Source organism: Roseateles sp. P5_D6 (genome assembly GCF_054049415.1).
The window spans coordinates 1-25,359 of record NZ_JBFUMK010000021.1 but is presented as its reverse complement, the minus strand read 5'-3'; the positions used below and the strand labels follow the sequence as shown (position 1 = coordinate 25,359).

Annotated in this window: 24 protein-coding genes; 15 read left to right on the top strand and 9 right to left on the bottom strand. The window is 66.3% G+C overall.

Features of this window, described 5'->3' with window-relative positions; genetic code table 11:
* Positions 1–527: 527 nt before the first annotated feature.
* Genes ACXJKM_RS23555 through sppA form a run of 5 tightly spaced genes read left to right on the top strand, consistent with a single transcriptional unit; the run spans position 528 to position 4,879 of the window.
* Positions 528–1,493 (top strand): RluA family pseudouridine synthase, encoded by a 966-nt coding sequence (locus tag ACXJKM_RS23555; protein WP_457355622.1) that lies wholly within the window; start codon positions 528–530, stop codon positions 1,491–1,493.
* A complete protein-coding gene (locus ACXJKM_RS23550) occupies positions 1,490–2,803 on the top strand; it encodes a hypothetical protein (protein ID WP_457355620.1) in 1,314 nt (437 codons plus the stop codon). Before ACXJKM_RS23555 ends, ACXJKM_RS23550 begins: the two co-directional genes overlap by 4 nt.
* A 37-nt stretch (positions 2,804–2,840) precedes the next feature.
* Positions 2,841–3,506 carry an HAD family hydrolase gene (locus ACXJKM_RS23545; RefSeq protein WP_457355618.1) on the top strand — a complete coding sequence of 222 codons (666 nt, stop codon included), beginning with the start codon at positions 2,841–2,843 and terminating at the stop codon, positions 3,504–3,506.
* Positions 3,499–3,885: a Rieske (2Fe-2S) protein gene (locus ACXJKM_RS23540; RefSeq protein WP_457323412.1), complete on the top strand. Its 387-nt coding sequence runs from the start codon at positions 3,499–3,501 to the stop codon at positions 3,883–3,885. The genes ACXJKM_RS23545 and ACXJKM_RS23540 overlap by 8 nt, the downstream gene beginning before the upstream one ends.
* A gap of 1 nt (position 3,886) precedes the next feature.
* Positions 3,887–4,879 carry a signal peptide peptidase SppA gene (gene sppA, locus ACXJKM_RS23535; RefSeq protein WP_457355616.1) on the top strand — a complete coding sequence of 331 codons (993 nt, stop codon included), beginning with the start codon at positions 3,887–3,889 and terminating at the stop codon, positions 4,877–4,879.
* A gap of 61 nt (positions 4,880–4,940) precedes the next feature.
* Here the strand turns inward: sppA and ACXJKM_RS23530 are convergent, their stop codons facing one another.
* On the bottom strand, positions 4,941–5,225 hold the full coding sequence (locus ACXJKM_RS23530; RefSeq protein ID WP_082533018.1) for a hypothetical protein: 285 nt from the start codon (positions 5,223–5,225) through the stop codon (positions 4,941–4,943).
* Positions 5,226–5,347: 122 nt separating this feature from the next.
* Here ACXJKM_RS23530 and ACXJKM_RS23525 point away from each other — a divergent pair, with 122 nt between their 5' ends.
* The 6 genes from ACXJKM_RS23525 to ACXJKM_RS23500 all read left to right on the top strand — a co-directional run bounded on the left by ACXJKM_RS23525 (position 5,348) and on the right by ACXJKM_RS23500 (position 10,944).
* Positions 5,348–6,961 carry a gamma-glutamyltransferase family protein gene (locus ACXJKM_RS23525; RefSeq protein ID WP_457355614.1) on the top strand — a complete coding sequence of 538 codons (1,614 nt, stop codon included), beginning with the start codon at positions 5,348–5,350 and terminating at the stop codon, positions 6,959–6,961.
* Positions 6,939–7,331 carry a PPC domain-containing DNA-binding protein gene (locus ACXJKM_RS23520; protein ID WP_457355612.1) on the top strand — a complete coding sequence of 131 codons (393 nt, stop codon included), beginning with the start codon at positions 6,939–6,941 and terminating at the stop codon, positions 7,329–7,331. The genes ACXJKM_RS23525 and ACXJKM_RS23520 overlap by 23 nt, the downstream gene beginning before the upstream one ends.
* Before the next feature lie 143 nt (positions 7,332–7,474).
* Positions 7,475–8,743, top strand: coding sequence for an MFS transporter (locus ACXJKM_RS23515; RefSeq protein ID WP_457355610.1), 1,269 nt, complete (start codon positions 7,475–7,477; stop codon positions 8,741–8,743).
* Positions 8,744–8,812: 69 nt separating this feature from the next.
* On the top strand, positions 8,813–9,388 hold the full coding sequence (locus ACXJKM_RS23510) for a GNAT family N-acetyltransferase (RefSeq protein ID WP_457355608.1): 576 nt from the start codon (positions 8,813–8,815) through the stop codon (positions 9,386–9,388).
* A 352-nt stretch (positions 9,389–9,740) separates the two neighbouring features.
* Positions 9,741–10,286 carry a PEP-CTERM sorting domain-containing protein gene (locus tag ACXJKM_RS23505; RefSeq protein ID WP_457355606.1) on the top strand — a complete coding sequence of 182 codons (546 nt, stop codon included), beginning with the start codon at positions 9,741–9,743 and terminating at the stop codon, positions 10,284–10,286.
* 214 nt (positions 10,287–10,500) lie between these two features.
* Complete coding sequence (locus ACXJKM_RS23500) at positions 10,501–10,944, top strand: hypothetical protein (RefSeq protein ID WP_457355605.1); 444 nt, start codon at positions 10,501–10,503, stop codon at positions 10,942–10,944.
* Between the two features lie 75 nt (positions 10,945–11,019).
* On the opposite strand, the gene ACXJKM_RS23495 is transcribed toward ACXJKM_RS23500, so the two are convergent.
* The 7 genes from ACXJKM_RS23495 to ugpB all read right to left on the bottom strand — a co-directional run bounded on the left by ACXJKM_RS23495 (position 11,020) and on the right by ugpB (position 17,732).
* Positions 11,020–11,799 carry a PEP-CTERM sorting domain-containing protein gene (locus tag ACXJKM_RS23495; RefSeq protein WP_457355604.1) on the bottom strand — a complete coding sequence of 260 codons (780 nt, stop codon included), beginning with the start codon at positions 11,797–11,799 and terminating at the stop codon, positions 11,020–11,022.
* 187 nt (positions 11,800–11,986) lie between these two features.
* Complete coding sequence (locus ACXJKM_RS23490) at positions 11,987–12,823, bottom strand: hypothetical protein (protein ID WP_457355602.1); 837 nt, start codon at positions 12,821–12,823, stop codon at positions 11,987–11,989.
* Positions 12,820–13,554 carry a glycerophosphodiester phosphodiesterase gene (gene ugpQ / locus ACXJKM_RS23485; protein ID WP_457355600.1) on the bottom strand — a complete coding sequence of 245 codons (735 nt, stop codon included), beginning with the start codon at positions 13,552–13,554 and terminating at the stop codon, positions 12,820–12,822. The genes ACXJKM_RS23490 and ugpQ overlap by 4 nt, the downstream gene beginning before the upstream one ends.
* On the bottom strand, positions 13,551–14,606 hold the full coding sequence (locus tag ACXJKM_RS23480) for a sn-glycerol-3-phosphate import ATP-binding protein UgpC (RefSeq protein ID WP_457355598.1): 1,056 nt from the start codon (positions 14,604–14,606) through the stop codon (positions 13,551–13,553). Before ACXJKM_RS23480 ends, ugpQ begins: the two co-directional genes overlap by 4 nt.
* A complete protein-coding gene (ugpE, locus tag ACXJKM_RS23475; protein ID WP_457355596.1) occupies positions 14,607–15,455 on the bottom strand; it encodes a sn-glycerol-3-phosphate ABC transporter permease UgpE in 849 nt (282 codons plus the stop codon).
* Positions 15,455–16,342: a sn-glycerol-3-phosphate ABC transporter permease UgpA gene (gene ugpA / locus ACXJKM_RS23470; RefSeq protein WP_457355594.1), complete on the bottom strand. Its 888-nt coding sequence runs from the start codon at positions 16,340–16,342 to the stop codon at positions 15,455–15,457. The genes ugpE and ugpA overlap by 1 nt, the downstream gene beginning before the upstream one ends.
* An 85-nt stretch (positions 16,343–16,427) precedes the next feature.
* Positions 16,428–17,732, bottom strand: a complete 1,305-nt coding sequence (gene ugpB / locus ACXJKM_RS23465) for a sn-glycerol-3-phosphate ABC transporter substrate-binding protein UgpB (RefSeq protein WP_457355592.1) — start codon at positions 17,730–17,732, stop codon at positions 16,428–16,430.
* Positions 17,733–17,967: 235 nt separating this feature from the next.
* Between ugpB and ACXJKM_RS23460 the strand changes: the two genes are divergently transcribed.
* Together ACXJKM_RS23460 and ACXJKM_RS23455 are read left to right on the top strand one after the other, a co-directional pair.
* Entirely contained in the window at positions 17,968–21,831 is a 3,864-nt protein-coding gene (locus tag ACXJKM_RS23460; RefSeq protein WP_457355590.1) for a DUF3683 domain-containing protein, read from the top strand.
* The gene (locus ACXJKM_RS23455) at positions 21,828–22,277 is read left to right on the top strand and encodes an HIT family protein (protein ID WP_457355588.1); all 450 of its coding nucleotides are present in this window, start codon (positions 21,828–21,830) and stop codon (positions 22,275–22,277) included. Before ACXJKM_RS23460 ends, ACXJKM_RS23455 begins: the two co-directional genes overlap by 4 nt.
* Here the strand turns inward: ACXJKM_RS23455 and ACXJKM_RS23450 are convergent.
* Complete coding sequence (locus ACXJKM_RS23450) at positions 22,250–22,747, bottom strand: hypothetical protein (protein WP_457355586.1); 498 nt, start codon at positions 22,745–22,747, stop codon at positions 22,250–22,252. The genes ACXJKM_RS23455 and ACXJKM_RS23450 overlap by 28 nt on opposite strands.
* 437 nt (positions 22,748–23,184) lie before the next feature.
* Here ACXJKM_RS23450 and ACXJKM_RS23445 point away from each other — a divergent pair, with 437 nt between their 5' ends.
* Both ACXJKM_RS23445 and ACXJKM_RS23440 read left to right on the top strand, forming a co-directional pair.
* Positions 23,185–25,002 carry a S8 family peptidase gene (locus ACXJKM_RS23445; RefSeq protein ID WP_457355584.1) on the top strand — a complete coding sequence of 606 codons (1,818 nt, stop codon included), beginning with the start codon at positions 23,185–23,187 and terminating at the stop codon, positions 25,000–25,002.
* A gap of 211 nt (positions 25,003–25,213) precedes the next feature.
* Positions 25,214–25,359, top strand: a 146-nt coding sequence (locus ACXJKM_RS23440; protein WP_457355739.1) for a helix-turn-helix domain-containing protein, incomplete at its 3' end; no start/stop codon positions are given.

Genomic DNA, 25,359 nt, shown 5'->3' with positions numbered 1-25,359 from the left:
ATCGCCCTGGACCGAAAGCGCGGCCGACCGTGGGGGTCAGCGCGCAGTTGGCGTTGGCGCGTGCGCCGCAGCAGCGGTCATGCGAGCCGAGCCGCCGGCTCCCGCGCGCACCCGCCCGGCAACAAGCCGGGGCAGGGCGGCCACACCGGGATCTAGCCGGGGCCGCAGAGGTGCGTGTGGGGGGAGGGGCATGCTCATCTGCATGGGCTGCTGGACGCTGGTGACAGCTCGCGCGGCCCGAAGGCCAGGTGCTCTGTCGCCATGGAAACCTTGTTGTCTGCGGGCGCCGGGTTCCTTGAAACAATCAAGGGCAGCGGGGCTCGCGGGTTCTTGTGTCATCGCTCTGCCGCGTCGGGCAGCGGGCCGTTCACTCACTCGGGGAGGAAACCTGCCGGCCGTCTTTCGCGTTGCATCGCCTGTGGCCGCCAGGGCTGTGCCCCGTCGGCCACACGTTACCGCCGCTAAAATCAAACAAATCAAATACTTACGGCAGCAACGTGGTGAAAAGGATTATAGGGGTAGGCCAAGTGTCGCCCGACACCACGCAAACCCCTGCCACGGCACCAGCCGTGCGCCGGGTCACGGTGGACGAAGGCTCCGCCGGGCAGCGCTTGGACAACTTCCTGCTGCGCGAACTCAAGGGTGTGCCCAAGACCCACGTCTACCGGGTCATCCGGGCCGGCGAAGTGAGGGTCAACAAAGGCCGGGCCCAGGCCGACACCCGGCTGGAAATTGGTGACGAGGTGCGCATCCCGCCGGTACGCCTGCCCGAGCGCCCGGCTCAGCCCGAGGCGCCGGCGCGTGAGTTTCCGGTGGTGTTCGAGGATGAGCACCTGCTTGTCATCGACAAGCCGGCCGGCGTGGCGGTGCATGGCGGCTCGGGCGTCAGCTACGGCGTCATCGAGGCGCTGCGCCGCTCGCGGCCGACGGCCAAGTTCCTGGAGCTGGTGCACCGGCTCGACAAGGAAACCTCCGGCCTCTTGATGATCGCCAAGAAGCGCAGCGCGCTGGTGGCACTGCAGGATCAGCTGCGCGAGCGCGAGACGGGCAAGACCTACGCCGCCCTGGTCTGGGGCGAGTGGCCGGCCAAGCTCAAGGTCATCGACGTGCCGCTTGTGAAGTTCGTCGGCGGCGACGGCGAGCGCTGGGTGAGGCCGGGCAAGGCGGATGAGGAAGGCGCCAAGCGGTCGATCAGCCTGGTGAAGGTCGTTCAGCGCACGCCGCATTTCAGCCTGCTGGACGTGACCATCAAGACCGGCCGCACCCACCAGATCCGCGTCCACCTGCAGCAGGCCGGTCACGCCATCGTCGGCGACCCCAAGTACGGCGACTTCGAGCGCAACCGCGAGCTGGCGCGTGGGCGTGCCAAGTTCGACCGCATGTTCTTGCATGCGCGAAAGCTGCAGTTCCAGCATCCGGCGACGGGGGAGACGGTGACCTGCGAGGCGCCATTGCCTGCCGATTGCCGAAGCCTGGTGGACAGTGCCGCATGAAGTTGTGGCGGGCGCTTGAGCGGTTGGGCCGGGCGGCCTTCATCGTCGCGGCCTCTCTGGGCGGCTCGTGGGTGGCCGCCATGACGATCATGCCGCCTGCGCCCATTCCCCTGCAATTCGAAGCGCGCACCGATCGACTGACACGCGACGGCCTTGTCGCCCTGAACGAGTTGGCGGTGCGTGCCGCGCAGTGCCCGGCGAACGAGCTGGCCCTGCACTTGTCGCCGGCCAAGAGAGCGCAGACGGCGCTGGCCAAGCGCCGCGTGGCAACAGTTCAGAAGCGGATGGAGCAGTTGGGGCTGAAGCTGGCGGTCGAGATGAAGCCGTTGCGCAATGGGCAGGCCCGCCCCCGGCACCGCGACACGCTGTTGGCGGATGTGGGCACCGCCGACGACGTTTGGTGCGACCTGCGAGCGGGATCGCAGGCATTCGCCTGGGCCGAGGCAATGGGGCAATACGTCGAGGGCGCCGAGCCGAGGATGCCGGCCTTCTGGCAGCGCTTGTCCAAGCAGGGCAGGTCGGGCCTCGCAATGCCTCTGGCGGTCGCGGCTGTTTGCGCAGGGCCCGGTTGTACGCGGCATCCGGAGCTCTACCATTGGTTGGCCGAGCAGTCCCTGCGGGATGCGTCGATGCAAACTCGGCGTTGGTGGTTGCTTCAGCTCTGGGCGCGTGCCGAGGACGCCGCGGTGGAGCGATTTCGGCAGCGCTGGGGCCTTGCGCCTTTGACGCTCCAAGAGCGAGCCGGCCATGCGCACGAATTGGCTGCTGGCGGCCTGCCGTGGGCGGTGATCGAGCAGCGATTGCGCGAACCCGGGGTGATGTCCTACTTCGGTGAGCAGCCAATGATCCTAGGCGGGCCTGGGCCGCATTGGCTGTTGGGCGTGGCGACCCAGCAAGGCCAGCTCGATGCTTTTGACCGGCTCATCGAAGCCGCCGGGCCGGCCAAGGGCTGCTTCGTCATGGCAGCCTTCTGGGAAGCAGGCGGGGATCAGGAGCAATTCGAGGCGTGGAGGCCGCATTTCGCAAGCTGGGCGCGCGGCGCCACCATGCCATATCAGCCGAAGGGTTCTCCCGTCAGCTGCAATCCCGTCGCCGCAGTGCTGAGAGAAGCCTTCTGCACTGGCAATGCGGCCGATGTGGCAGCGCGCTACGAAGCCATCTGGGACATCCTGCTTGAGGCCGGCGTGACACTCGAATCGCCCGCAGTCCGGCTGTTCACCGAACCGGCCGCCGAAGGCGCCCGTCAGCCTTGCCGGCTGGAGCCGATCCCCGGTTATGCATCTCGCTTGCGCCAAGTCGAGCGCCCCTGAGTCTCAAGGCGAAAGCCCGAACATCGACAATCCCTTCATGATTTCCCGCCCCCAACGCTTCGACCTGATCGCCTTCGACTGGGATGGCACGCTGTTCGACTCCACCGCGCTGATCGCCCGCTGCATCCAGCGCGCCGCCGTCGACATCGGCCTGCCTGAGCCCGGGTTCGAAAACTGCCGCTATGTCATCGGCCTGGGCCTGCGCGATGCGCTGGAGCATGCCGTGCCCGGCCTGGCCGCCGAGCGCTACCCCGAACTGGGCCTGCGCTATCGCCACCACTATCTCGCCTCGGAGCACGAGCTGTCGCTGTTCGAGGGCACGCTCGAGATGCTGGAGGCCTTGAAGGCGAGGCATCACTGGCTGGCCGTGGCGACCGGCAAGAACCGCGCGGGCCTGGACCGCGTGCTGGCGTCCAGCGAACTGGGTCATCTGTTCGACGGCACGCGCACAGCCGACCAGACGCGTTCCAAGCCGCACCCGCAGATGCTGCTGGAGCTGATGAAGGAGTTCGGCACGGAGCCCGAGCGCACGCTGATGATCGGCGACACAACGCACGACCTGCAATTGGCCGTCAATGCCGGCGTGCCCTGCGTCGCGGTCAGTTTTGGCGCGCATGACCACGAGACCTTTTCCGAGTTCAAGCCGCTCTTCGTTGCGCACTCGACACGCGAGCTGCATGACTGGTTGATCGTGCATGCCTGAGCCCGAAGTCGCGCCGCTGCAGCGCCTGTGCGCTTCGGCCGAACTCGTGGAGCGCGGCAAGGCCGTCAGCTTCGACGTCATCCAGTGGCGCGAGCCGGTGCGGGCCTTCGCGCTGCGTTTCGACGGCAAGGCGGTCGCCTACCTGAACCGCTGCGCCCATGTGCCCACCGAGATGGACTGGCAGGAAGGCGAGTTCCTGGACAGCGACAAGCGCTTCATCATGTGCAGTATCCATGGCGCCGTCTACGAACCATCGACCGGCCAATGCGTCATGGGCCCCTGTAACCGCGGCCGCTTGACGAAGATCGACCTGACCGAGCGCGATGGCGAGGTCTACTGGCACCCGACCCGGGACACCAAGCCCGCTTTTGAAGATTGATATGAGCAGCACCTCTGACGACTCCCTGCCTCCCCCGATGCCCGAGCCCGTCGGCGTGCCGGTACAGCTCACGCCGCAAAACGAGACGCTGCTGGCCCAGCTGGCCCGCGACTTCCTGCGTGAGCGCCGGCTGGAGCGGCGCTGGCGCACGGTGTTCCGGCTGTTCTGGTTGCTGCTCGCGGCCCTGCTGGTCTACAGCTTGTGGCTGCAGGGCAAGCACGTGACGCCGTCGACGACGCCGCACACCGCCCTGGTCGAGGTGCGTGGCGAGATCGCCGCCGACACCGAGGCCAGCGCCGAGCAGTTGCTGGCCGCGCTGAAAGACGCCTTCAAGGACGACGCGGCCCAGGCCGTCGTGCTGCGCATCAACTCGCCCGGTGGCAGCCCGGTGCAGGCCGGCATCGTCTACGACGAGATCAAGCGGCTGAAGAAGCAGTACGACAAGCCGGTCTATGCCGTCGTCGAGGAGATGTGTGCATCCGGCGCGTACTACATCGCCGCAGCGGCCGACGAGATCTATGTCGACAAGGCCTCGGTCGTCGGCTCCATCGGCGTGCTGATGGATGGCTTTGGCTTCACCGGGCTGATGGACAAGGTCGGCGTCGAGCGCCGCTTGCTGACCGCCGGCGAGAACAAGGGCATGCTGGACCCGTTCACTCCGGAGAACCCCAAGCAGCGCGCCTACGCGCAAGCCATGCTGGACCAGATCCATCAGCAGTTCATCGCCGTCGTGCGCGAAGGCCGCGGCAAGCGGCTCAAGGAGACGCAGGAGACCTTCTCGGGCCTGTTCTGGAACGGCGAGCAGGCCGTCAAGCTGGGCCTGGCCGACCACTTCGGCAACCTCGACTATGTGGCCCGCGAGGTCGTCAAGGCCGAGGACGTCATCGACTACACGCCGCGCGAGAACGTCGCTGAGCGCCTGGCCAAGCGTTTTGGCGCGGCCATGGGCGCCGGTGCGGTGAAGGCACTGAAAGAGATGGCGCCGATCCGCTGATCGGGCAACAAAAAGGCCGCAGCCATTGCGGGCTGCGGCCTTGCGCGGAGCGCTGATGCGCTTACTGCGTCTTGGTTTCGGTCTTGGCAGGCATGTCGCCGGTCTTGGCGGCAGCGTGCTTCTTCGCATGGTGCTTGGGCGCGTGCTTGGCAGCGCTGGCTGCATCGGCCGGCGTGGCGGCGACTGCAGGCGTGGCGGCGGTGGCCGGTGCGGCCTTGGTAGCCGGTGTTGCCGCCGTGGCGGGTGTCGCAGCGGTGGCCGGCGTGGCAGCCGGAGTCTGGGCCAGGGCCACGCCCGAAGCGAGCGTGATGAGGGCAGTGGCGATCGTGGTCTTCAGCGTGTTCATCTTGAGGGCTCCAAGGTGGTTCGGGGATTTCGGTTCGGCTTGCGCAAGCTTGGGGTGACAACGACGCCTCGCCCGGCATCGTTGACCACGTTGCAAAGCCTTACACCGGCAGAATCGGGCGCATGAACACCGCATCCCACTTCGACTGGAGCGCTGGCTATTCAAGCCGGCGCAGCCCGCTGTTCGCGCGCAACATCGTCTCGACCTCGCATCCACTGGCGGCCCAGGCCGGGTTGCGCATGCTGCAGGCGGGCGGCAACGCGGTCGATGCGGCGATCGCGACGGCGGCCTGCATGACGCTGGTCGAACCCTGCAGCAACGGCCTCGGCTCGGATGCGTTCTGCATCCTGTGGGACGGCAAGCGGCTGCATGGCCTGAACGCATCCGGCCCAGCGCCGGCAGCGTGGACGCCGGAGTTCTTTGGGGGGCAGGTCATGCCCAGGAGAGGCTGGGGCTCGGTGACCGTGCCTGGCGCCGTGGGCGGCTGGATCGCACTGAGCGAGCGCTTCGGCAAGCTGCCGTTCGCCGATCTGATGCAACCCGCCATCGAGATCGCCGAGCGCGGCTATGCGGTGCCGCCGATCGTGCAGGGCAAGTGGGCGATGGCGGCGGCGTTGAGCGAGCTCACATCGCAGCCCGGCTTTGCTCGGGCTTTTCTGCCGCAAGGGCGAGCGCCCGAGGTGGGCGAGCTGTTTCGCTTTCAGGAAGCGGCGCGCAGCCTGAAGCTGATTGCGGAGTCCAAGGGCGAGGCGTTCTACCGCGGCGAGATTGCGAAGGCGCTCGTTCGATTTGCGGGCGAGACCGGCGGCGCGCTGACCGAGGCCGACCTGGCGGGCTATCAGCCTGAGTGGGTTACACCACTGGCGAAGGACTTTGCGGGCCATACGTTGCACGAGATCCCGCCCAACGGCCAGGGCATCGCCGCACAGATGGCGCTGGGCCTGCTGGCGCATTGCAATGTGACGGCGCACGAGGTCGACAGCCCCGAGGCCCAGCATCTGATGATCGAAGCGATGAAGCTGGCCTTTGCCGACGTCTACCGCTACGTGGCCGAGCCCGGCGCGATGACGGTCAGCGCGGCCCAGTTGCTCGATCCCGGCTACCTTGCTTCGCGCGCCAAGCTCATCGACCCGCAGCGCGCCCAGGCCTTCGGTGCCGGCAACCCCATCAAGGGCGGCACCATCTATCTGACCGCGGCCGATGAATCGGGAATGATGGTCAGCTTCATCCAGAGCAACTACATGGGCTTCGGCTCTGGCCTGGTGCTGCCGGGCTATGGCATCAGCCTGCAGAACCGTGGCCATTGCTTCACGCTGGAGGCCGGCCACCCCAACCAGGTCGCACCGGGCAAGCGGCCCTTCCACACCATCATCCCGGCCTTCCTGACGAAGGACGGCGCGCCCGTGATGAGCTTCGGCGTCATGGGCGGCAACATGCAGCCGCAGGGGCATCTGCAGACGCTGGTGCGCATGCTCTGCTACGGCCAGAACCCGCAGGCTGCCTGCGATGCGCCGCGCTGGCGCTTCAACGAAGGTTTGTCGATCAACGTCGAGCTGCACATGCCGGCGGCGACCATCGAGGCGCTGCGCGCGCGCGGCCATGAGATCGGCGACATCCACGACAGCTACCAGGACTTCGGCGCCGGCCAGTTCATCTGGCGGCTGGGTGATCCGGGTGTCGAGGGCTATGTGGCGGCCAGCGATCCGCGGCGCGATGGCGCGGCCGTGGGCTACTGAAGTGGAGGTCTTGCGCCTGAACCCCGGGGACGACCTGCGCGGCGCGCTGGAAGGCCGCACCGGCTTTGTCGTCGCCGGCATCGGCAGCCTCGTTCATGCGCAATTGCGCTTCGCTGGCGAACCGGAGCCGACCACCATCGCCGGGCCGCTCGAAATCCTGACGCTCAGCGGCAGCCTGACGCCCGATGGCGCGCATCTGCATGCCAGCGTGTCCGATGCGGCGGGTCGCGTGTTCGGCGGCCATGTGTGTGCCGGCTGCGAGGTGGGCACGACGGCCGAGTTGCTGATTGAGTCGCTGCCCACCGGCTCGCTGTCGCGCGAATTCGATTCGGCCACGGGCTACACCGAGCTTGTCGTCCGCAAGCCATGACTGCCGGCACGCGACACCGCGCGGCCGCGCTGCTAGCATGCAGCGCATGACCAAGTTGCTCGACCTCGACTGACGCCCCTGCGCGTCGTTTCATCCCGGCGGGGCTGACCCGCCCGTCGAGTCCTGTCGGAGCCTCCAGCGTCATGTTCTCCAAGTTTTTCACCCTCGCGCCCGGCGACCTGCTGCGCGATGCGATCTACCGGCGGCTGTGGTCGTCCATCCTCATATCCTCCCTTGGCGGCCAGGTCACCATGCTGGCCCTGCCACTGACGGCCGCCGTGCTGCTCAACGCCAGCCCCACGCAGATGGGCCTGCTGCAGGCGATGGAGATCCTGCCCTTCGTGCTGTTCTCGCTGCCCTCGGGCGTGCTGCTGGATCGCATGCGCAAGCTGCCGGTCTATGTGGCGGGTGAGACCCTGCTCGCCTTCGCGGTGGCCACGGTGCCGCTGGCCGCGTGGATGGGTTGGCTGGGCATGGGCTGGCTGTATGTCGTTGGTTTCGTATTGGGCACCGTGCACACGACGGCTGGCAGCGCCGCGCAGATCGTGCTGACCCAGGTGGTGCCACGCGAGCGGCTTGTCGAGGCGCATGCCAAGAACGCCTTGGCCGGTTCTGGCGCCGAGGTCGTCGGGCCGGGCCTGGCCGGCGTGCTGATCAAGCTGCTGGGCGCTCCGCTGGCCTTGGCCGTGGATGCCGTGGCCCTGCTCGCGTCGGCAGTCATCCTGCGTGGCATCCGCGTGCAGGAGCAGCTGTCGGCCACGCGCGGCGCTTTCTGGCCCTCGTTGAAGGAAGGCCTGGCTTTCGTGCGCTCGCACAAGCTGCTCATCAGCCTGGCCACCGCCACCGGTGGCTGGCAGCTCTTCCACAACGCCGCCCTGGTCGTGCAGATCCTGTTTGCAACGCGCGAGCTGCAGCTCGCGCCGCAGACGGTCGGCCTGTCCTACGTCGCGCTGGGCGCCGGTACCGTGCTGGCCAGCATCTTCGGCCACCGTATCAGCCGCCGCATCGGCCCGGGGCCATGCCTGGTGCTGGGTTATGCGGCCTGCGGTGTCGGCTGGCTGCAGCTGGCGCTGGCGCCGGCGGGTCATCTGGGCGTGGTCAGCTTTGGCGTGATGCTGTTCGCCTTCGGCTTCGGTGCCGTGCTGATCTTCATCAACTTCCTGTCGCTGCGCCAGGCCGTCACGCCGGCGCCCATGCTGGGCCGCATGACGAGCACGATGCGCTGGCTCATCCTGCTGCCTGCCGGGCCGGGCGCACTGATCGGTGGCTGGCTGGGCGAGCACATGGGCCTGCGCTCGGCGCTGGCCTTCTCGGGCGTAGGCGCGTGCCTGCTGGCGGCCCTGGCCTGGCGTCACCCAGTCATCCGCGGCGTGCGCGAACTGCCCAAGCCGGTTGAAGTGGTGACAGCATGAGCCCCGTTCGGCCGCCCGAAGGGGCTCAGCTCCCGCCCGGCGGGACAGCGCGCAGCGCGAAGGGTGCCCATGAGTCTTGATCCGCTGTTGATCGACATCCCCGAGCGCCTGGACGGCGAGCGCACCGTGCTGCTGATGCCGCGTGCCGGCGTCGGCGCGGAGCTGGCCGTCGTCATCACGCAGGCGATCTCGCATCTGCGCCCCTGGATGCCGTGGGCCCAGGAGGCGCCGACAGCGGAGAGCTCGGAGATGGTGGTGCGCCGCATGCAGGCCGACTTCATCGCCCGACGCGACCTGTGCTTCCACATCTACGCCCGCCGCGCCGATGGAAGCCCGGGTCGGCTGCTGGGCGGCACCGGCCTGCACCGCATGGACTGGACGGTGCGGCGCTTCGAGATCGGCTACTGGATCCGCCCCGAGGCGGCGGGCCAGGGCCATGTCAGCGAGGCCGTGCGATTGCTGACAGGCCTGGCCTTCGATGTGCTGTCCGCGCGCCGTGTCGAGATCCGCTGCGATCCGCGCAACGTCAGGAGCCGCGCGGTTGCCGAACGTTGCGGCTTCGAGCTGGAAGGCATCCTGCGCAATGAGGCGCTTGGTGTCGACGGGCATCCCCGCGACACATGCGTCTACGCGCGCGTGTCCTGAACTTGCCAGACCTTCCCTAGCAGCGTCGACCTCCAGAGCACGACCTTGGGGGGCGCGGCGGTCTGAGCGGCGCGCAAGATGCCGATGGCGCGGGGGACAAGGTCAGGCAGAGGCATTCGTCGCCGCCGAAGCAGCCGACTCGTGTCACCGTGCCGGCATAGGGATTGGACACGACGGGGTGCGGGCGCATGCTGCACAGGCGCTCTCATCCGCCTCACCCGAAGGTTCCACCATGTCAATCATTTGTGCTGTGCGCCCTCTTGCCCGGCCACGTCTGGCCACCCTGGCTTTGGTGGCTGCCGCCTTGACGTGCAGCCCGTCTGCCCGCGCGGTCGCTGACTTCGATGAGGTCATGCTCTACATGACCTCTGGCAGCTTTGTTCCCGGAGGCACGGCCACCACCACTTTCTTCTTCGGCTCGAAGCCAGCGGTCGATTTGAGCGCGGTCACCTTCCAACTCAGCTGGGACAACGCCTTGGCGACGCCCGTGGCGAGCGGGCCAGGGTCGGTGGCAGCGTGGGCCGCATTGCTGGATGCCAAGGGCGACGTCACTCTTGACTTCGGCGTGCCCCAGGTCATCACGCTGCAGTGGACGGCGGATCCGGGGGGCGGCTCTGCGAGCTGGATCAACACCGATTACAGCCATCCAGTGACGGCGACGTTCGGCTTTGAGACCAGCGCTTCGCTGTCAACGCCGTTCGCGGTGCGTTTCGAGCTGACGGACATCAAGAATTTCGCGGGAGAGACCATGAGCACCGGGTCGGGATTCTTCAACGGCGCGACGCTGTCGCCTGTGCCGGAGCCCAGCGGTTGGCTGGCCTTCACCGGCGGGTTCGTAGGTCTTTGGTCGCTGCGCCGCCGGTGGTGCGAGACGACCGCCCGCGGACTCCCTCTATGACTGAAACAGCAGCCGCCCTCCCGGTTTACAGACCAAGTGGTGGGCAACACTACTTGCCTGCTTTTTCCGAATCCAATGCAACGTTGTGGAATGGCGGTGTCAAAACCCTTCTCGGCACTTTGGGTGGCGGTGAAACTTTCGCTTTGGGCATTAATAATTCCGGCCAAATAGTGGGCGCGGGGATATCACGAAAAATGCGGCGAGGCATGCCATCTTGTGGCACGGCACTATCGCTGCGGATTTACGTACGCTGGGCGGTACTGACAGCTTTGCTCGAGCGATAAACGATCGAGGCCAAGTGGTGGGTGACAGCGATATCGCTGGCGATGCTGGCTCACACGCCGCCCTGTGGGACGGCGCCACCGTCACCGATCTCGGTGCCTTCAACGCCGCTGACATCAACAACGCAGGTGATGTTGTAGGGCGTAGCGCAGACCGTCGCGCTGTCCTGTGGAGTAAGGACACTCTGATCGACCTGAACAACTTGCTAGACGCATCCACAGTGGATGCGGGTTGGCGTTTAGAAGCCGGGGTCATTCAATTCACTTTGGCTGCCTTTGCTCTAGTTTGCGCGTGGCATGGTTCAAGGCGACGGTATGGGGCAGCGGGAACAACGAACTTCGTCTCTCGCAGCCGGGAAAAGGTGGCTGTCTGCTAGTTCGGCGGCGAGGGCATCATTGTTGTTGATTTACTGGTCACACGACCGACGTGCCGTTGCGCTCAATGATGGCGGTCAGCCTCTGCGCCGTTTCAGAATCATGCCCACCAACGCAAGTCCGGCCATCAACAGGGAAATGCTTGCCGGTTCTGGGACCGGATTCAGCACCTGGGTCGAGCTGATATAGGCGGAAACACTCACATTTCTGCTTTCGTTCGAGTCGTTCGAAACGGTCACCGACAACGTCTTCTCGCCGGTGAATGAGAATCCATTATTGCCACTTATCAATTTCTGAAATGAATCATCGTCATATTGGCCAACCGTTGACGCGCTGAGGAGACTATTGACCATCGCCGTATTGACAAGGCTCGGGTCGACCGGAATGGTGGAAGACGCCGCGAGCTTGGCGTCTGCAACGATGGTCAGCTGAGTTTTGGCTGAGAGCATGAAGCTGGGATACCACCCCGTGTACGCGTAGGTGCCGGTACCCGAATGCGGTGGCGCCATCGAATCCAGCGATGAATTGACGAAAGTCGTCAGGCGAAGGCTGTTCAGGCTCGTGTTCACCAGCTCGATCTCACCTGTCTGATCCCCGCGAGTCAGCGAGCGAGAGAAGCCTGTAAGGGGCACTGCGGTTTGCACGGACAGTTGATCCGTTATTCCCTCGGGTGTGGTTGTCCAGATCGTTGCGTCTGATGTACTCGTCTTTAACGTGAGGGAAGGTGAAATTCCGTCACCCAGATCGAGGTCGATCAGCTCGAAGTGAAAGCCGCTCAACGAGGCGGTGGCTTGAATATCGGCTTGACACGACAGGCTCGCTGCCAAAAAGCCGCACACGGCAAGCATCCTTTTCATACAGGTCTCCTTTGAGCCTTTTCTGAAACTTGGAAGACGTTCTCGCATTTCGCCCGTAAAGCCCATCCCTAGTCATGCTGCTTAAGGCGTTAGGGACTGGCGGGCTCACCGCACGGAAGGACGCGACGGACGAGTTGCTGTGGGCATCCGCGCAACGTGGCCTTTTACTCGCGCATCGCGCAGTTGATCAGCGCATCGCCGCTGCCGGCGGCGAAACGCTGACCTCGCCGAGGCTGACGCGGGTGTCGATGCGGGCATCGGGCAGATCCCAGGGGGCGGCGAGCACCGGGTTCGGGCCGCAGCTGGTTCGGCAGGTCCAGGACGAACCGGCGCCGCTGCTCAAGCCGATGACATGGACGGCCGTGCGGGTCGCGAGCACGTCGCCCAGGGACGGCGAGCCGATGATGTCCTGGTGAATCTTGGACCCGATGACGGTGTGGAAGCTGCCGGCCAGCACGACGGCGCTGTGCGCGGGATGCCGGGCGAGGGCCGCGGTGACGGTGTCGGCCATGCCGCGGTCCTCCCGGGCCTGCACGAGCTTGGGATCGCTGGCGGGCGCGGAGGCAGCGGCATCGGAACTCCAGGGCTGCACCATGGCGATCAGCTCGACAGGTTGCCCCGCCTGGCGCCAGCGCCGCACCTGCTCCAGCAGCTTGAGCATCGCCACGCTGCTGCGTCCGTCCTGCGCGGGCGCTGCCCAGTCCTCCTCGCGGAGCAGTGCGCGGACGTCATCGGCGCGGCCGGCCGATGCCAGGTAGCGGGCCAGCGCCGGCTGTTCAAGGCTGACTCGTTCCACCGCCACGATGACGGGGCGATCGAGTGCCAGCAGGCCGCAGACCAGCCGGGCCACGAAGGCCGGCGATTGCTCGTTGCCATGGGTCTCGCCGACCAGGATGACCCCTTCGGTGATGCGGTCGAGCTGCAGCTGCGGATCGGTTTCGCAGTTGGGTGCGGCGGCGCGGGCCACTGCTGCGAGCAGCCCGAGGGTCGCGGCGCAAAGGGTCTTGAGCAGGGGCGAGTTCATTGAGGTCCGAGTTCGCGAACGGCGTCCGTGATGATTCCGTCAATGCCGTCGGCAATGAGCCGCTCGGCTATCGCCGCGTCGTTGACCGTGTAGACCAGCGCCCGCCAGCCCCTGGCATGCAGGCGGTCGATCAGCGCGCGGTCCATCAGTCGGTAGTTCGTGATGACGGCGACGACGCCCAGCGCCTCGGCGGCCTCGGGCCAGCCGTCCCACAGCTTGTCCAGCAGCAACGCGCGTGGCAAGGCGGGCTCGACGTCGCGGGCTGCAGCGATGGCTTCAGGCTTGAAGCTACTCAACAGCGGTGGCAGTGCGCCGGCCCACAGCCGAGCGGCCTCGCGGGCGACGGCCGCGCCGGTACGGGCCTCCTCGCCGGGGCAGGGCTTGATCTCGACATTCAGCGCGCAGCCGTTGGCCTGGCAGAAGGCGGCGATCTGGGCGAAGCGCGGCAGCGGTTCGGCGGCAAACGGGGGGCTGTGCCAGCTGCCGGCGTCGAGCCCGGCCAGCTGTGCCCAGTCTGCTGAAGCCGGCGAGCCCTGGCCGCTGGTCGTGCGGTCCAGCGTGTCGTCGTGCAGCAAAAAGGCCTGGCCGTCCTGGCTGAGCTTGACGTCGCACTCAAACGCACGAAAGCCAAAGCCTGCGCCCATGCGGAAGGCCGCCAGCGTGTTCTCCGGCGCCAGCTTGCCGGCGCCTCGATGGGCCAGCCACAGCGGATAGGGCCAATGCGTCTTCACAGCCTTTGTCCCGTCTTGGCGTCGAAGCGGTGCAGGTGCACGGGGCTGAAGGCCAGGTGCAGCCAGTCGCCCGGCTGCGGTGGGGGCAGGGTGGCGTCCAGGCGCAGCGTGAAGGGCGTGCCGGCGCCCAGCTTGCCATAGACCAGGCGCTCGGCGCCCAGCATCTCGATCATCTCCACGCGCAGGGGCCAGCCCCGGTCGGCCAGCTGCGCATGCTCGGGGCGCAGGCCCAGCGTGAGTTCGCCTTCCACGCCCGGCGGCACGTCGAGCTCGGCGCCGTCGATGTAGAACTGCCCGCCGTGCTGTCGGCCCGGCAGCAGGTTCATGGCCGGCGAGCCGATGAAGCTGGCGACGAAGGTCGAGGCCGGCTGGCCGTAGACCTCCTCGGGCGTGCCCATCTGCTCGATGCGGCCGCCGTTCATGACGATGATGCGCTGCGCCAGCGTCATGGCCTCGACCTGGTCGTGGGTGACGAACAGCGAGGTGACGCCCAGCTCGCGGTGCAGTTTCTGAATCTCCAGCCGTGTCTGCACGCGCAGCTTGGCGTCGAGGTTGGACAGCGGCTCGTCGAACAAGAAGACCTGCGGGTCGCGCACGATGGCGCGGCCCATGGCCACGCGCTGGCGCTGGCCGCCGGACAGTTCGCGCGGCTTGCGTTCCAGCAGATGGCTCAGCTCCAGGATCTTGGCGGCACGCTGCACGCGCTCGTCGATCTCGGCTTTGGGCATCTTGCGCAGCTTGAGGCCGTAGGCCATGTTCTGGCCGACGCTCATGTGCGGGTAGAGGGCGTAGTTCTGGAACACCATGGCGATGTCACGGTCCGCCGGCTCGACGTTGTTGACGACCCGAGAGCCGATGGCGATCTCGCCCTCGCTGACCTCCTCCAACCCCGCCACCATGCGCAGCAGCGTGGACTTGCCGCAGCCCGAGGGGCCGACGATGACGACGAACTCGCCGTCGTGGACCTCGGCGTCCACGCCGTGGATGACCTGCACCGCCTTGGCGCCGTGGCCATAGCGTTTGAAGAGTTTGCGGATGGAGATGGCAGCCATTTATTTCTCTGTATCTACCAAACCTTTAACGAACCAGCGCTGCATCAGGATCACGACCAGCGCGGGCGGGATCATGGCGAGCAGGGCCGTGGCCATGACGAGGTTCCAGTCGTTGGCCGCCTCGCCGCCGCTGATCATGCGTTTGATGCCGATGACCACGGGGTACATGGACTCGTCGGTGGTCACCAGCAGCGGCCAGAGGTACTGGTTCCAGCCGTAGATGAACTGGATGACGAAGAGGGCGGCGATGCTGGTGGTGGACAGCGGCAGCAGCACGTCCTTGAAGAAGCGCAGCGGCGAGGCGCCGTCGATGCGCGAGGCTTCCACCAACTCGTCGGGCACCGTCAGGAAAAACTGGCGGAACAAAAAGGTGGCCGTGGCCGACGCAATCAGCGGCACGGTCAGGCCGGCATAGCTGTTGAGCATGTGCAGGTCGGCCACCACCTGGTAGGTGGGCCCGATGCGCACTTCCACCGGCAGCATCAGCGTCACGAAGATGGCCCAGAAGAACAGCTGGCGCAGCGGGAAGCGGAAGTAGACGATGGCAAAGGCCGACAGCAGCGAGATGGCGATCTTGCCGACGGCAATCACCATGGCCGTCACGAAGCTCACCCACATCATGCGGGCCACCGGCGCGCTGGAGCCCGAACCGGTGCCGCCGCCCAGGGCCGTGGCCATGTTGTCGATCAGATGCCCGCCCGGCACCAGCGGCATGGGCGCATGCAAGATGGCCTCAGACGTCTGCGAAGCGGCGATGAAGGTCACGTAGAGCGGAAAGGCCACCACCGCCACGCCCAGCAGCAGGATGGCGTGGGCCAGCCAGTCCAGCCAGGGTTTTCTTTCGACCATCAGTAGTTCACTTTCTTCTCGACGAAGCGGAACTGCAGGATGGTCAGGCTGACGACGATGACCATCAGCACGACGCTCTGCACCGCCGAGCCGCCCAAGTCCAGGGCCTTGAAGCCGTCGTGATAGACCTTGTAGACCAGGATGGCCGTCTCCTTGCCGGGGCCGCCTTGCGTGGCGGCGTCGACGATGCCGAAGGTGTCGAAGAAGGCGTAGACGATGTTGATCACCAACAGGAAGAAGCTGGTGGGCGACAACAGCGGGAAGGTCACGTCCCAGAAGCGCCGCCAGGGGCTGGCGCCGTCGATGGCCGCCGCCTCGATGAGCGAGCGCGGGATGGACTGCAAGCCGGCCAGGAAGAACAGGAAGTTGTAGGAGATCTGCTTCCACACCGCGGCCATGACGATCAGCGTCATGGCGTGGTCGGGGTTGAGCAGGTGGTTCCAGTCGTAGCCCAGGGCCCGCAGCCCATAGGCCACGATGCCGATGGACGGCGCGAACATGAAGAGCCACAGCACGCCGGCGATGGCCGGCGCCACGGCATAGGGCCAGATCAGCAGGGTCTTGCAGATGCCGGCGCCGCGCACCACGCGGTTGGCCATGACGGCCAGCAGCAGAGAAATCGACAGGCCCAGCACCGCCACCAGCAAGGAGAAAACCGCCGTGGTCTTGAACGAGTCGAGATAGCTCGCGTCGGCCCACAGCGCCTTGAAGTTGTCCAGGCCAACCCATTCGGTTGACAGGCCGAAGGCGTCCTGCTGCTGCAGAGATTGCAGCAGCGCCTGGGCCGCCGGCCAGAAGAAGAACACGCCGATGACCGCCGCCTGCGGCGCCAGCAGCAGCCACGGCAGCCAGCGGGAGCGGAAGACGACGCGTTTTTCTTGCGCCATGTCAGTGCCCGCTCGGCCGTCCGGAGGGCACTGGCGCCCCCTCGGGGGGCAGCGAGCATGGCGAGCGTGGGGGCCTCATCTCAGTTCAGAGCTTGGCCGTTCTAGCGAATTTTTCGAGCTGCTCGTTGCCGCGCTGAATGGCGGCATCGATACCTTCCTTCGCGGTCTTCTTGCCGGCCCAGATCAGCTCGAATTCCTCATCGACGATGGTGCGGATCTGCGGGTGGTTGCCCAGGCGCACGCCACGCGACTTGTCGGTGGTCTTACGGATCATCTGGTTGACGGCCACGTCGCTGCCCGGGTTGGCCTTGTAGAAGCCGCTGGCCTCGGTAGCAACAAAGGCCGCCTTGGTGGCCGGCAGGTAGCCGGTGCGCTTGTGGCTTTCGGAGGCGACATCGGCCCGCGCCAGGTACTCGAAGAACTTGGCCACGCCCTTGTACTCGGCCGGCTTCTTGCCTGCCATCACCCAGAGGCTGGCGCCGCCGATGACGGTGTTCTGCGGTGCGCCGGGCACGTCCGGGTAGTAGGGCAGGGCGGTGATGCCGAAGGCGAACTTGGCGTTCTTCTTGATGTCGCCGTAGATGCTGGACGAGGCCGTGGTCATGGCGCACTCGCCCGACACGAAGGTGGCGTCGGACGTATTGCCGCGGCCTTTGTAGACGAAGAGCCCTTGCTTGGACATGTTGGCCAGGTTCTCGATGTGGCGCAGGTGCAGCGGCGTGTTGAAGGCCAGGCGTGCGTCCAGGCCGCCGAAGCCGTTGTTCTTGGTGGCGAACTCGACGTTGTGCCAGGCCGAGAAGCTCTCCAGCTGCGTCCAGCTCATCCACGATGTGGTGAGGGGGCACTTGCTGCCGTTGGCCTTGAGCTTGGCGGCCGCCGAAGCCACCTCGGGCCAGCTCGTGGGCGGCTTGTCGACGCCGGCGGCCTTCAGCGCATCCTTGTTGTAGAAGAAAACGGTCGTCGAGCTGTTGAAGGGGAAGCTCAGCATCTGGCCGTTGGGAGCCGTGTAATAGCTGGCCACTGCGGGCACATAGGCGCTGGGGTCGAAAGGGATGCCCGCTTCCTTCATGAGATCGGCTGCAGGCTTGATGGCGGCCTTGCTGGCCATCATGGTGGCCGTGCCGACCTCGAAGACCTGCAGGATGTGGGGTGCATTGCCGGCCCGGAAGGCGGCGATGGCCGCGGGCATGGACTCGTCGTAGGTGCCCTTGAAGGTGGGGATGACCTTGTAGTCCTTCTGGCTGGCGTTGAAGTCTTTGGCCAGGTCGTTGACCCATTCACCGCGCGCGCCGCCCATGGCGTGCCACCACTGGATCTCGGTCTGGGCCTGGGCCGGGCTGGCCAGGCCCAGGGCAGCGCCCAGCGCCATGACATAGGCGAACGACTTCATTGCAGTGTCTCCATGCGGTGTTTTGCGGGCCAGCATAGCGCCGCTTGATGAGCGACGAATGGCGGGCAAACACGGTGGCGCCCTGGGGGCAACCCCCCTCGGTTAGGATTCCAACCCTTGCCGCGAGGGGCCGTGGCCACAAGCCGGGTAGTCCTTGCCCGCCCTGCTGCCGACCCGAGCCGCTGCCCGCCCGAACCAGCCTGCGAAGGCTACTTTTCCGGTCACGCCGGTTGCCATGAACGCTCCGCATCCCCTGATGCCCACCGCTGAAGCGGCTGAGAGCGCAGCCCCCCGGTTGCGCGAGATTCCCTACAACTACACGTCGTTCTCCGACCGCGAGATCGTCATCCGCCTGCTGGGCTCCCGGGCCTGGGAGCTGCTGGACCAGTTGCGGTTAGAGCGTCGCACGGGCCGCTCCGCGCGCATGTTGTACGAGGTGCTGGGCGACATCTGGGTGGTGCAGCGCAACCCGTATCTGCAGGACGACCTGCTGGACAACCCTCGCCGCCGTGGCCAGCTGATCGAGGCCCTGCACCATCGCCTGGGCGAGGTGGAGAAGCGCCGTGACGCCGCTGCCGATGCGCAACGCGACGCGTCGGTCGGTGAGCTGCTGAAGGCGGCGCGCGGTGCGGTGGCCGAGTTCGCATTGATGTTCGAGCGCGTGGCTGAACTGCGCAAGCGCTCGGCCAAGAAGCTCGCCAAGCACACCGCCAAGGACAACATCAAGTTCGACGGCCTGTCGCGCGTGTCCCACGTGACGGACGCGACCGACTGGCGCGTCGAGTACCCCTTCGTCGTGCTGACGCCCGACACCGAGGCCGAGATGGCCGGTCTCGTGGGCGCCTGCTTCGAGCTGGGCCTGACCGTCATTCCGCGGGGCGGCGGCACGGGCTACACGGGCGGCGCGATTCCACTGGTGTGGAACAGCGCCGTCATCAACACCGAGAAGCTCGAGGCGCTGCGCGGCGTCGAGATGCTGCGCCTGCCGGGCCTCGACCGCGAGGTGCCGACCATCTTCAGCGAGGCCGGCGTCGTCACGCAGCGCGTGGCCGACATGGCCGAGGCCAGTGGCTTCGTCTTCGCCGTGGACCCGACCTCCGCCGAGGCGAGCTGCATCGGCGGCAACGTGGCCATGAACGCTGGCGGCAAGAAGGCCGTGCTGTGGGGCACGGCCCTGGACAACCTGGCCAGCTGGAAGATGGTGACGCCCGAGGCCAAGTGGCTGGAGGTGATCCGCCTCAACCATAACCTCGGCAAGATCCACGACGTGGAAGTGGCGAGCTTCGAACTGCGCTATTTCGACGCCTCCGGCACCAAGCTCGAAAAGACCGAGAGACTGGACATCCCGGGCCGCGTCTTCCGCAAGGAGGGCCTGGGCAAGGATGTGACGGACAAGTTCCTCGCCGGCCTGCCGGGCATCCAGAAGGAAGGCTGTGACGGCCTGATCACCAGCGCGCGCTGGATCGTGCACAAGATGCCGGCCCATGTGCGCACGGTCTGCCTGGAGTTCTTCGGCAACCCCAAGGACTGCGTGCCCAGCATCGTCGACATCAAGGACTACATGTTCTCGATCGCCGACACGGGCGTGCTGCTCGCGGGCCTGGAGCATCTGGACGACCGCTACCTGAAGGCCGTGGGCTACGCCACCAAGAGCAAGCGCGGCGGCCTGCCCAAGATGGTGCTGGTGGGCGACATCGTCGGCGACGACGCTGATGCGGTGGCGCGCGCCACTTCAGAAGTCGTGCGCCTGGCCAACGGCCGCTCGGGCGAAGGCTTTGTCGCCGTCAGCGCCGATGCGCGCAAGAAGTTCTGGCTGGACCGCAAGCGCACCGCGGCCATCAGCAAGCACACGAATGCGTTCAAGGTGAACGAGGACGTGGTGATCCCGCTGCACCGCATGGGCGAGTACACGCTGGGCATCGAGCGCATCAACATCGAGCTCAGCTTGCACAACAAGCTGGCGCTGGTGACGGCGCTGCAGGCCTTGTTCCTGACCGGCAAGCTGCCGCTGGGCAAGAGCGACGACGCGGGCGACATCCCCAGCGCTGAGCTGCTGGAAGACCGCGTGCAGCAGGCGCTCGCGCTGCTGCGTGAGGTGGGCGAGCTGTGGCAGCAGTGGCTGAACGGCCTGGATGGACCGAATGGCGGCTTCTTCGAAGGACTGCAGACGCACGAGCTGCGGGCTTCGTGGAAGACGCAGATCCTCAAGCCCCTGCAGGCCCTCTTCAACGGCGCGGCCTTCGAACCGCTGATCGCCGAACTCAAGCGCATCCACAAGGAAGTGCTGCGCGGCCGCGTCTGGGTGGCCCTGCATATGCATGCCGGCGATGGCAATGTGCACACCAACATCCCCGTCAACAGCGACAACTACGAGATGCTGCAGACGGCCCATGCAGCCGTGGCGCGCATCATGACGTTGGCACGCTCGCTGGATGGCGTCATCTCGGGCGAGCATGGCATCGGCATCACCAAGCTCGAGTTCCTGACCGACGAGGAGCTGGCCAACTTCACGGCGTACAAGAAGCGCGTCGACCCCGAAGGCCGCTTCAACAAGGGCAAGCTGCTGCGCGATGCCGCTTACCCGGCCGACCTGCGCAATGCCTACACGCCGTCCTTCGGCCTGATGGGCCACGAGTCGCTGATCATGCAGCAGAGCGACATTGGCGAGATTGCCAACTCGGTCAAGGACTGCCTGCGCTGCGGCAAGTGCAAGCCCGTCTGCGCCACCCATGTGCCGCGCGCCAACCTGCTCTACAGCCCGCGCAACAAGATCCTCGCCACCTCGCTGCTGGTCGAGGCCTTCCTGTACGAGGAGCAGACGCGCCGCGGCGTGTCGATCAAGCACTGGCAGGAGTTCGAGGACGTGGCCGACCATTGCACGGTCTGCCACAAGTGCCTGTCGCCCTGCCCGGTCAAGATCGACTTCGGCGACGTGACGATGAACATGCGCAACCTGTTGCGCAAGATGGGCCAGAAAACCTGGCGCCCCGGCAACGCGGCCGCCATGTTCATGCTGAACGCGACCAACCCCGAGACCATCAAGCTGGCGCGCACGGCGATGGTGGGCATCGGCTTCAAGGCGCAGCGCTTTGCGGTCGACCTGTTCAAGCTCGCGGGGCGCAAGCAGACCAGCGCGCCGCCGGCCACGCTGGGCGCCGCGCCGATCAAGGAACAGGTCATCCACTTCATCAACAAGAAGTTGCCGGGTGGCCTGCCCAAGAAGACGGCGCGCGCTCTCTTGGACATCGAGGACAAGGACTACGTGCCCATCATCCGCCCGCCGTCGCTGGCGAGCGAGACCGAGGCCGTGTTCTATTTCCCCGGCTGTGGCTCGGAGCGCCTGTTCAGCCAGGTCGGCCTGGCCACGCAGGCCATGCTCTGGCATGCCGGCGTGCAGACGGTGCTGCCGCCCGGCTATCTGTGCTGCGGCTACCCGCAGCGCGGCTCGGGCCAGTTCGACAAGGCCGAGAAGATGATCACCGACAACCGGGTGCTCTTCCACCGTGTCGCCAACACGCTGAACTACCTCGACATCAAGACCGTGGTGGTGTCATGCGGCACCTGCTACGACCAGTTGCAGGGCTACAAGTTCGAGGACATCTTCCCGGGCTGCCGCATCATCGACATCCACGAGTACCTGCTGGAGAAGGGCATCACCCTCGGCTCCAAGAACAGCTACCTGTACCACGACCCCTGCCATTCACCGATGAAGCTGCAGGAGCCGATGAAGACGGTGAAGGCGCTGGTGGGCGAGAACGTCGTCAAGAACGAGCGCTGCTGTGGCGAGAGCGGCACCCTGGGCGTGACGCGGCCCGACATCTCGACCCAGGTGCGCTTCCGCAAGGAAGAGGAGCTGCGCAAGGCCGAGACCCAGCTGCGTGACGCGGGCAAGGTCGGCGCCAACGACAACCTGAAGATCCTGACCTCCTGCCCGAGTTGCCTGCAGGGTTTGAGCCGCTACGGCGATGACCTGCAGAACGGACTGCTCGAAGCCGACTACATCGTCGTCGAGATGGCCAACCAGATCCTCGGCCCCAACTGGATGCCGGAGTACGTGGCCAAGGCCAACAACGGTGGCATTGAACGGGTGCTGGTGTGAGCTGCGTTCTGTGTGACAGCGACGGCGGGCTCGTCATCGCGCGCACGCCCAAGTTCCGCGTCGTGCGCGTCGCGGAACCGGATGGGGGCGAGGAGGCGCGGCGTTTTCCGGCCTTCTATCGCCTCATCTGGAATGCCCATGTCGCCGAGTTCAGCGACCTCTCGGTCACGGATAGACACGCCTGCATGGACGCTGTCACCGAGATCGAGCGGGTCTTAAGGTCTTTGCTCGCGCCGACCAAGGTCAACATCGCCAGCCTGGGCAATGTCGTGCCGCATCTGCACTGGCATGTCATCGCGCGTTTCGACTGGGACAGTCACTTTCCGGCACCCATCTGGGCGATGCCCCAGCGCGAACCGGGCGGCCCAGCGGTAGAGCGCCTACCGCTGCCGCTTGCGCGCGTCGACGCCGCCGTGCTTCACTCGTTGACCATCGCGATCCGATAGCCACGCCCGGCGCCGGCGACCTGCTGGTTGTTGCGGTCGTCGGGATCGATGAAGTCGACGCGGAAACGATAGATCTGCGTGCCGGCCGTCTTCTGCGGGCCGCACTCCAGCATGTTGGCTGCATTGCGCACGGTGCGCTCGATGCGGTTGGAGATGCCGTTGGTCCTGACGGCAGTCACTTCGCCGCCGTCGATGACGACCTGTACCTTCACCTGGCCGGTGCGGCGCTCGTTCTCCCAGGTCGTCTGCAGTGCGTCCTGCAGTTGCAGGTCGAGGTTGGCGCAGGCGTTGTGAATGTCGTAGCGCACGGGCGCCTCGACGACGCGCCCGCTGACTTCAACGCGTTCCAGGTCGCCTGGCGCAGCCATTGCAGGGCCCGCGGTCAGAGTCAGTGTGACGGCGCAGGCGACGCCGGCGAACAGGCTGTTGAGCAAAGGTGTGCGCTGGGCAATCGAGTAGCGGGTGGACATGACAAGCTCCTGTGGGTTCTTGGTGGGGGGGCGGGCGCCGCAAAACGCGTCGACCTGTGTTCAGGCTAGGCGCGTGAATGAGCGGCCCCAAGCCGCAAGCGATGAGTTGCCAGTGCCATGCGACGACCCGCTGAAAACCGCGACCGAATTGCAGCCGGCTTGTTTCGCTCGCTCGAGCGTGCGCATGCCATTGGTCACGGGCGCTGTCATCCGTGATTGCCCGCTAGGGTTACTTCCGTCACTGCGGCTGGTGACAAGGCTGCCTTCGCGCCACGGACACACTGCGGCCCGCTTCGGATGCGCCATGTCGGCCAGGACGGTTTTGTTGTTGGGTTGAGTCCTGCCGGCGAGCTGAACACAGTGGTGCTCCTCGTGGAGATCCCGCGGGCCGAGCCGGTGCGCCGTCCGCCACGGTGACTTTTCCGGAACCACCACAAATGAGTTTTGCTTTTGCCAACAAGAGAACCCTGCTCGCACTGGCCTGTGGCCTGCTGACGGCGGGTGCCAGCCAGGCTGGCGTATCCAACACCCAGGTCGACGTGGGCGTTGCCAGCCTGGTGCGTGCGAGCAGTACCGACCGCCTCATCGTCAGCTACCGCGACGCCTCCCAGGTTGATGCCCAGGACGCCACCGTACTGCGCGCCGTCGGCATCGCTACCAACGCACTGGAAGCTCGCCTGAATGTCGTGAACTCGGCACTGGCCCTGCGCGGCGCCAAGGCCCGCGTGCTGCGCCAGATGGGCACTGGCGCCCACATCTACAAGCTCGACAAGGCGCTCTCGCACGGCGAGATGCAGAGCCTGGCCAACCAGCTCAAGGCGGCCGACCCCAACATCGCCTACGCGGAACCCGACCGCAAGATGTACCCGATGTTCACGCCCAACGACACGAGCTACAGCTCGCAGTGGGACCTGTACGAGACGACCGGCGGCATCCGCGCCCCGGCGGCCTGGGACCTGTCCACCGGCTCGGGCGTCGTCGTGGCCGTCATCGACACCGGCTACCGCCCGCATGCCGACCTGTCGGGCCAGATCGTCGCCGGCTACGACATGATCAACGACACGGCCGTCTCCAACGACGGCAGCGGCCGTGACAGCGACCCGAGCGACCCGGGCGACTGGACCGCCGCGGGCGAGTGCGGCACCGGCGAGCCGGCCAGCAACTCCAGCTGGCACGGCACGCATGTGGCCGGCACCATCGCGGCCAAGACCAACAACTCCACCGGCGTGGCGGGCATCGCCTTCAACGCCAAGGTGCAGCCCGTGCGCGTGCTGGGCAAGTGCGGCGGCTACACCTCCGACATCGCCGACGGCATGGTCTGGGCCTCGGGCGGCAGCGTCTCGGGCCTGCCCACCAACGCCACGCCGGCCAAGGTCATCAACATGTCCCTCGGTGGCGGCGGTGCCTGCGACACCACGTCGCAGAATGCCATCAACAGCGCCCGTTCGCGCGGCACGAGCGTCATCGTCGCAGCCGGCAACGAGAACCAGAACGCCAGCAACTCCAACCCGGCGAACTGCTCCGGCGTGGTTGCCGTGGCAGCCACGGATCGCAATGGTGCTCGCGCCTACTACTCGAACTACGGCTCCATCGTGACGCTGGCGGCGCCCGGTGGTGATGTGCGCTCCAGCAGCAGCAACGGCATCCTCAGCACGCTGAACGCCGGCACCAAGGCGCCGGGCGCCGACAGCTATGCCTACTACCAGGGCACGTCGATGGCCACGCCGCATGTGGCCGGTGTCGTCGCGCTGATGATGAGCGCCAAGCCGACCGCCACGCCCGACCAGATCAAGGCCGCGCTGATCAGCAGCGCGCGAGCCTTCCCGGGCAGCTGCTCGCAATGCGGCGCCGGCATCCTGGATGCGGCGGCTGCGGTGGCGGCCATCACGGGCACGGGCGGCCTGCCGACGGTCAACGAGACCGAGTCCAACGGCTCGATCTCGGCGGCCAACACCGTCTCGGCACCGGCCAACGTGGCCGGCACCATCGGCTCGACCAGCGACACCGACTACTTCAAGGTGACGCTGCCGGCCGGCAAGACGCTGGCCGCGACGCTGACCATGGGCAGCAGCAGTAACGACTTCGACCTCTACGTCAAGAACAGCTCCGGCACGACGGTGGCCAGCAGCGAGAAGGCGGCGGGGCAGGTCGACAGCGCGAGCTACGCCAATGGCGGCTCGGGCTCGGTGACGCTGTATGTGCAGGTGCTGCGCTACAGCGGCACGGGCTCGTACACGCTGAAGCTGCAGTGGTAAGCGGTTTGGTTGGTTGAATGGGAACGGGGCTTCGGCCCCGTTTTTCTTTGTGGCATTTGCGGTTGTTCTCTTTGTTCGGTGCATTGCCGGGAGTCCGTCCCGGCGGCCGGGTAACTTTCTTCTGCGGCGCTGTATAGACCGGGGACATAGGTAACGGGTGTGCCAGGACATGGGTAACGCTTTCGGGGTTTAGAAGCCCCGGAAGAAGCCCATGGTCTGGACGGAGAAGAGCACCGTGTCCCTGCGTGAAGAATTCGTGCACCTGGCCTGCCAGGACGGCGCCAACGTGCGCGCGTTGTGTCGCCAGTTCGGCATCAGCCCCAAGACCGGCTACAAGTGGCTCGGCCGCTTTGAACT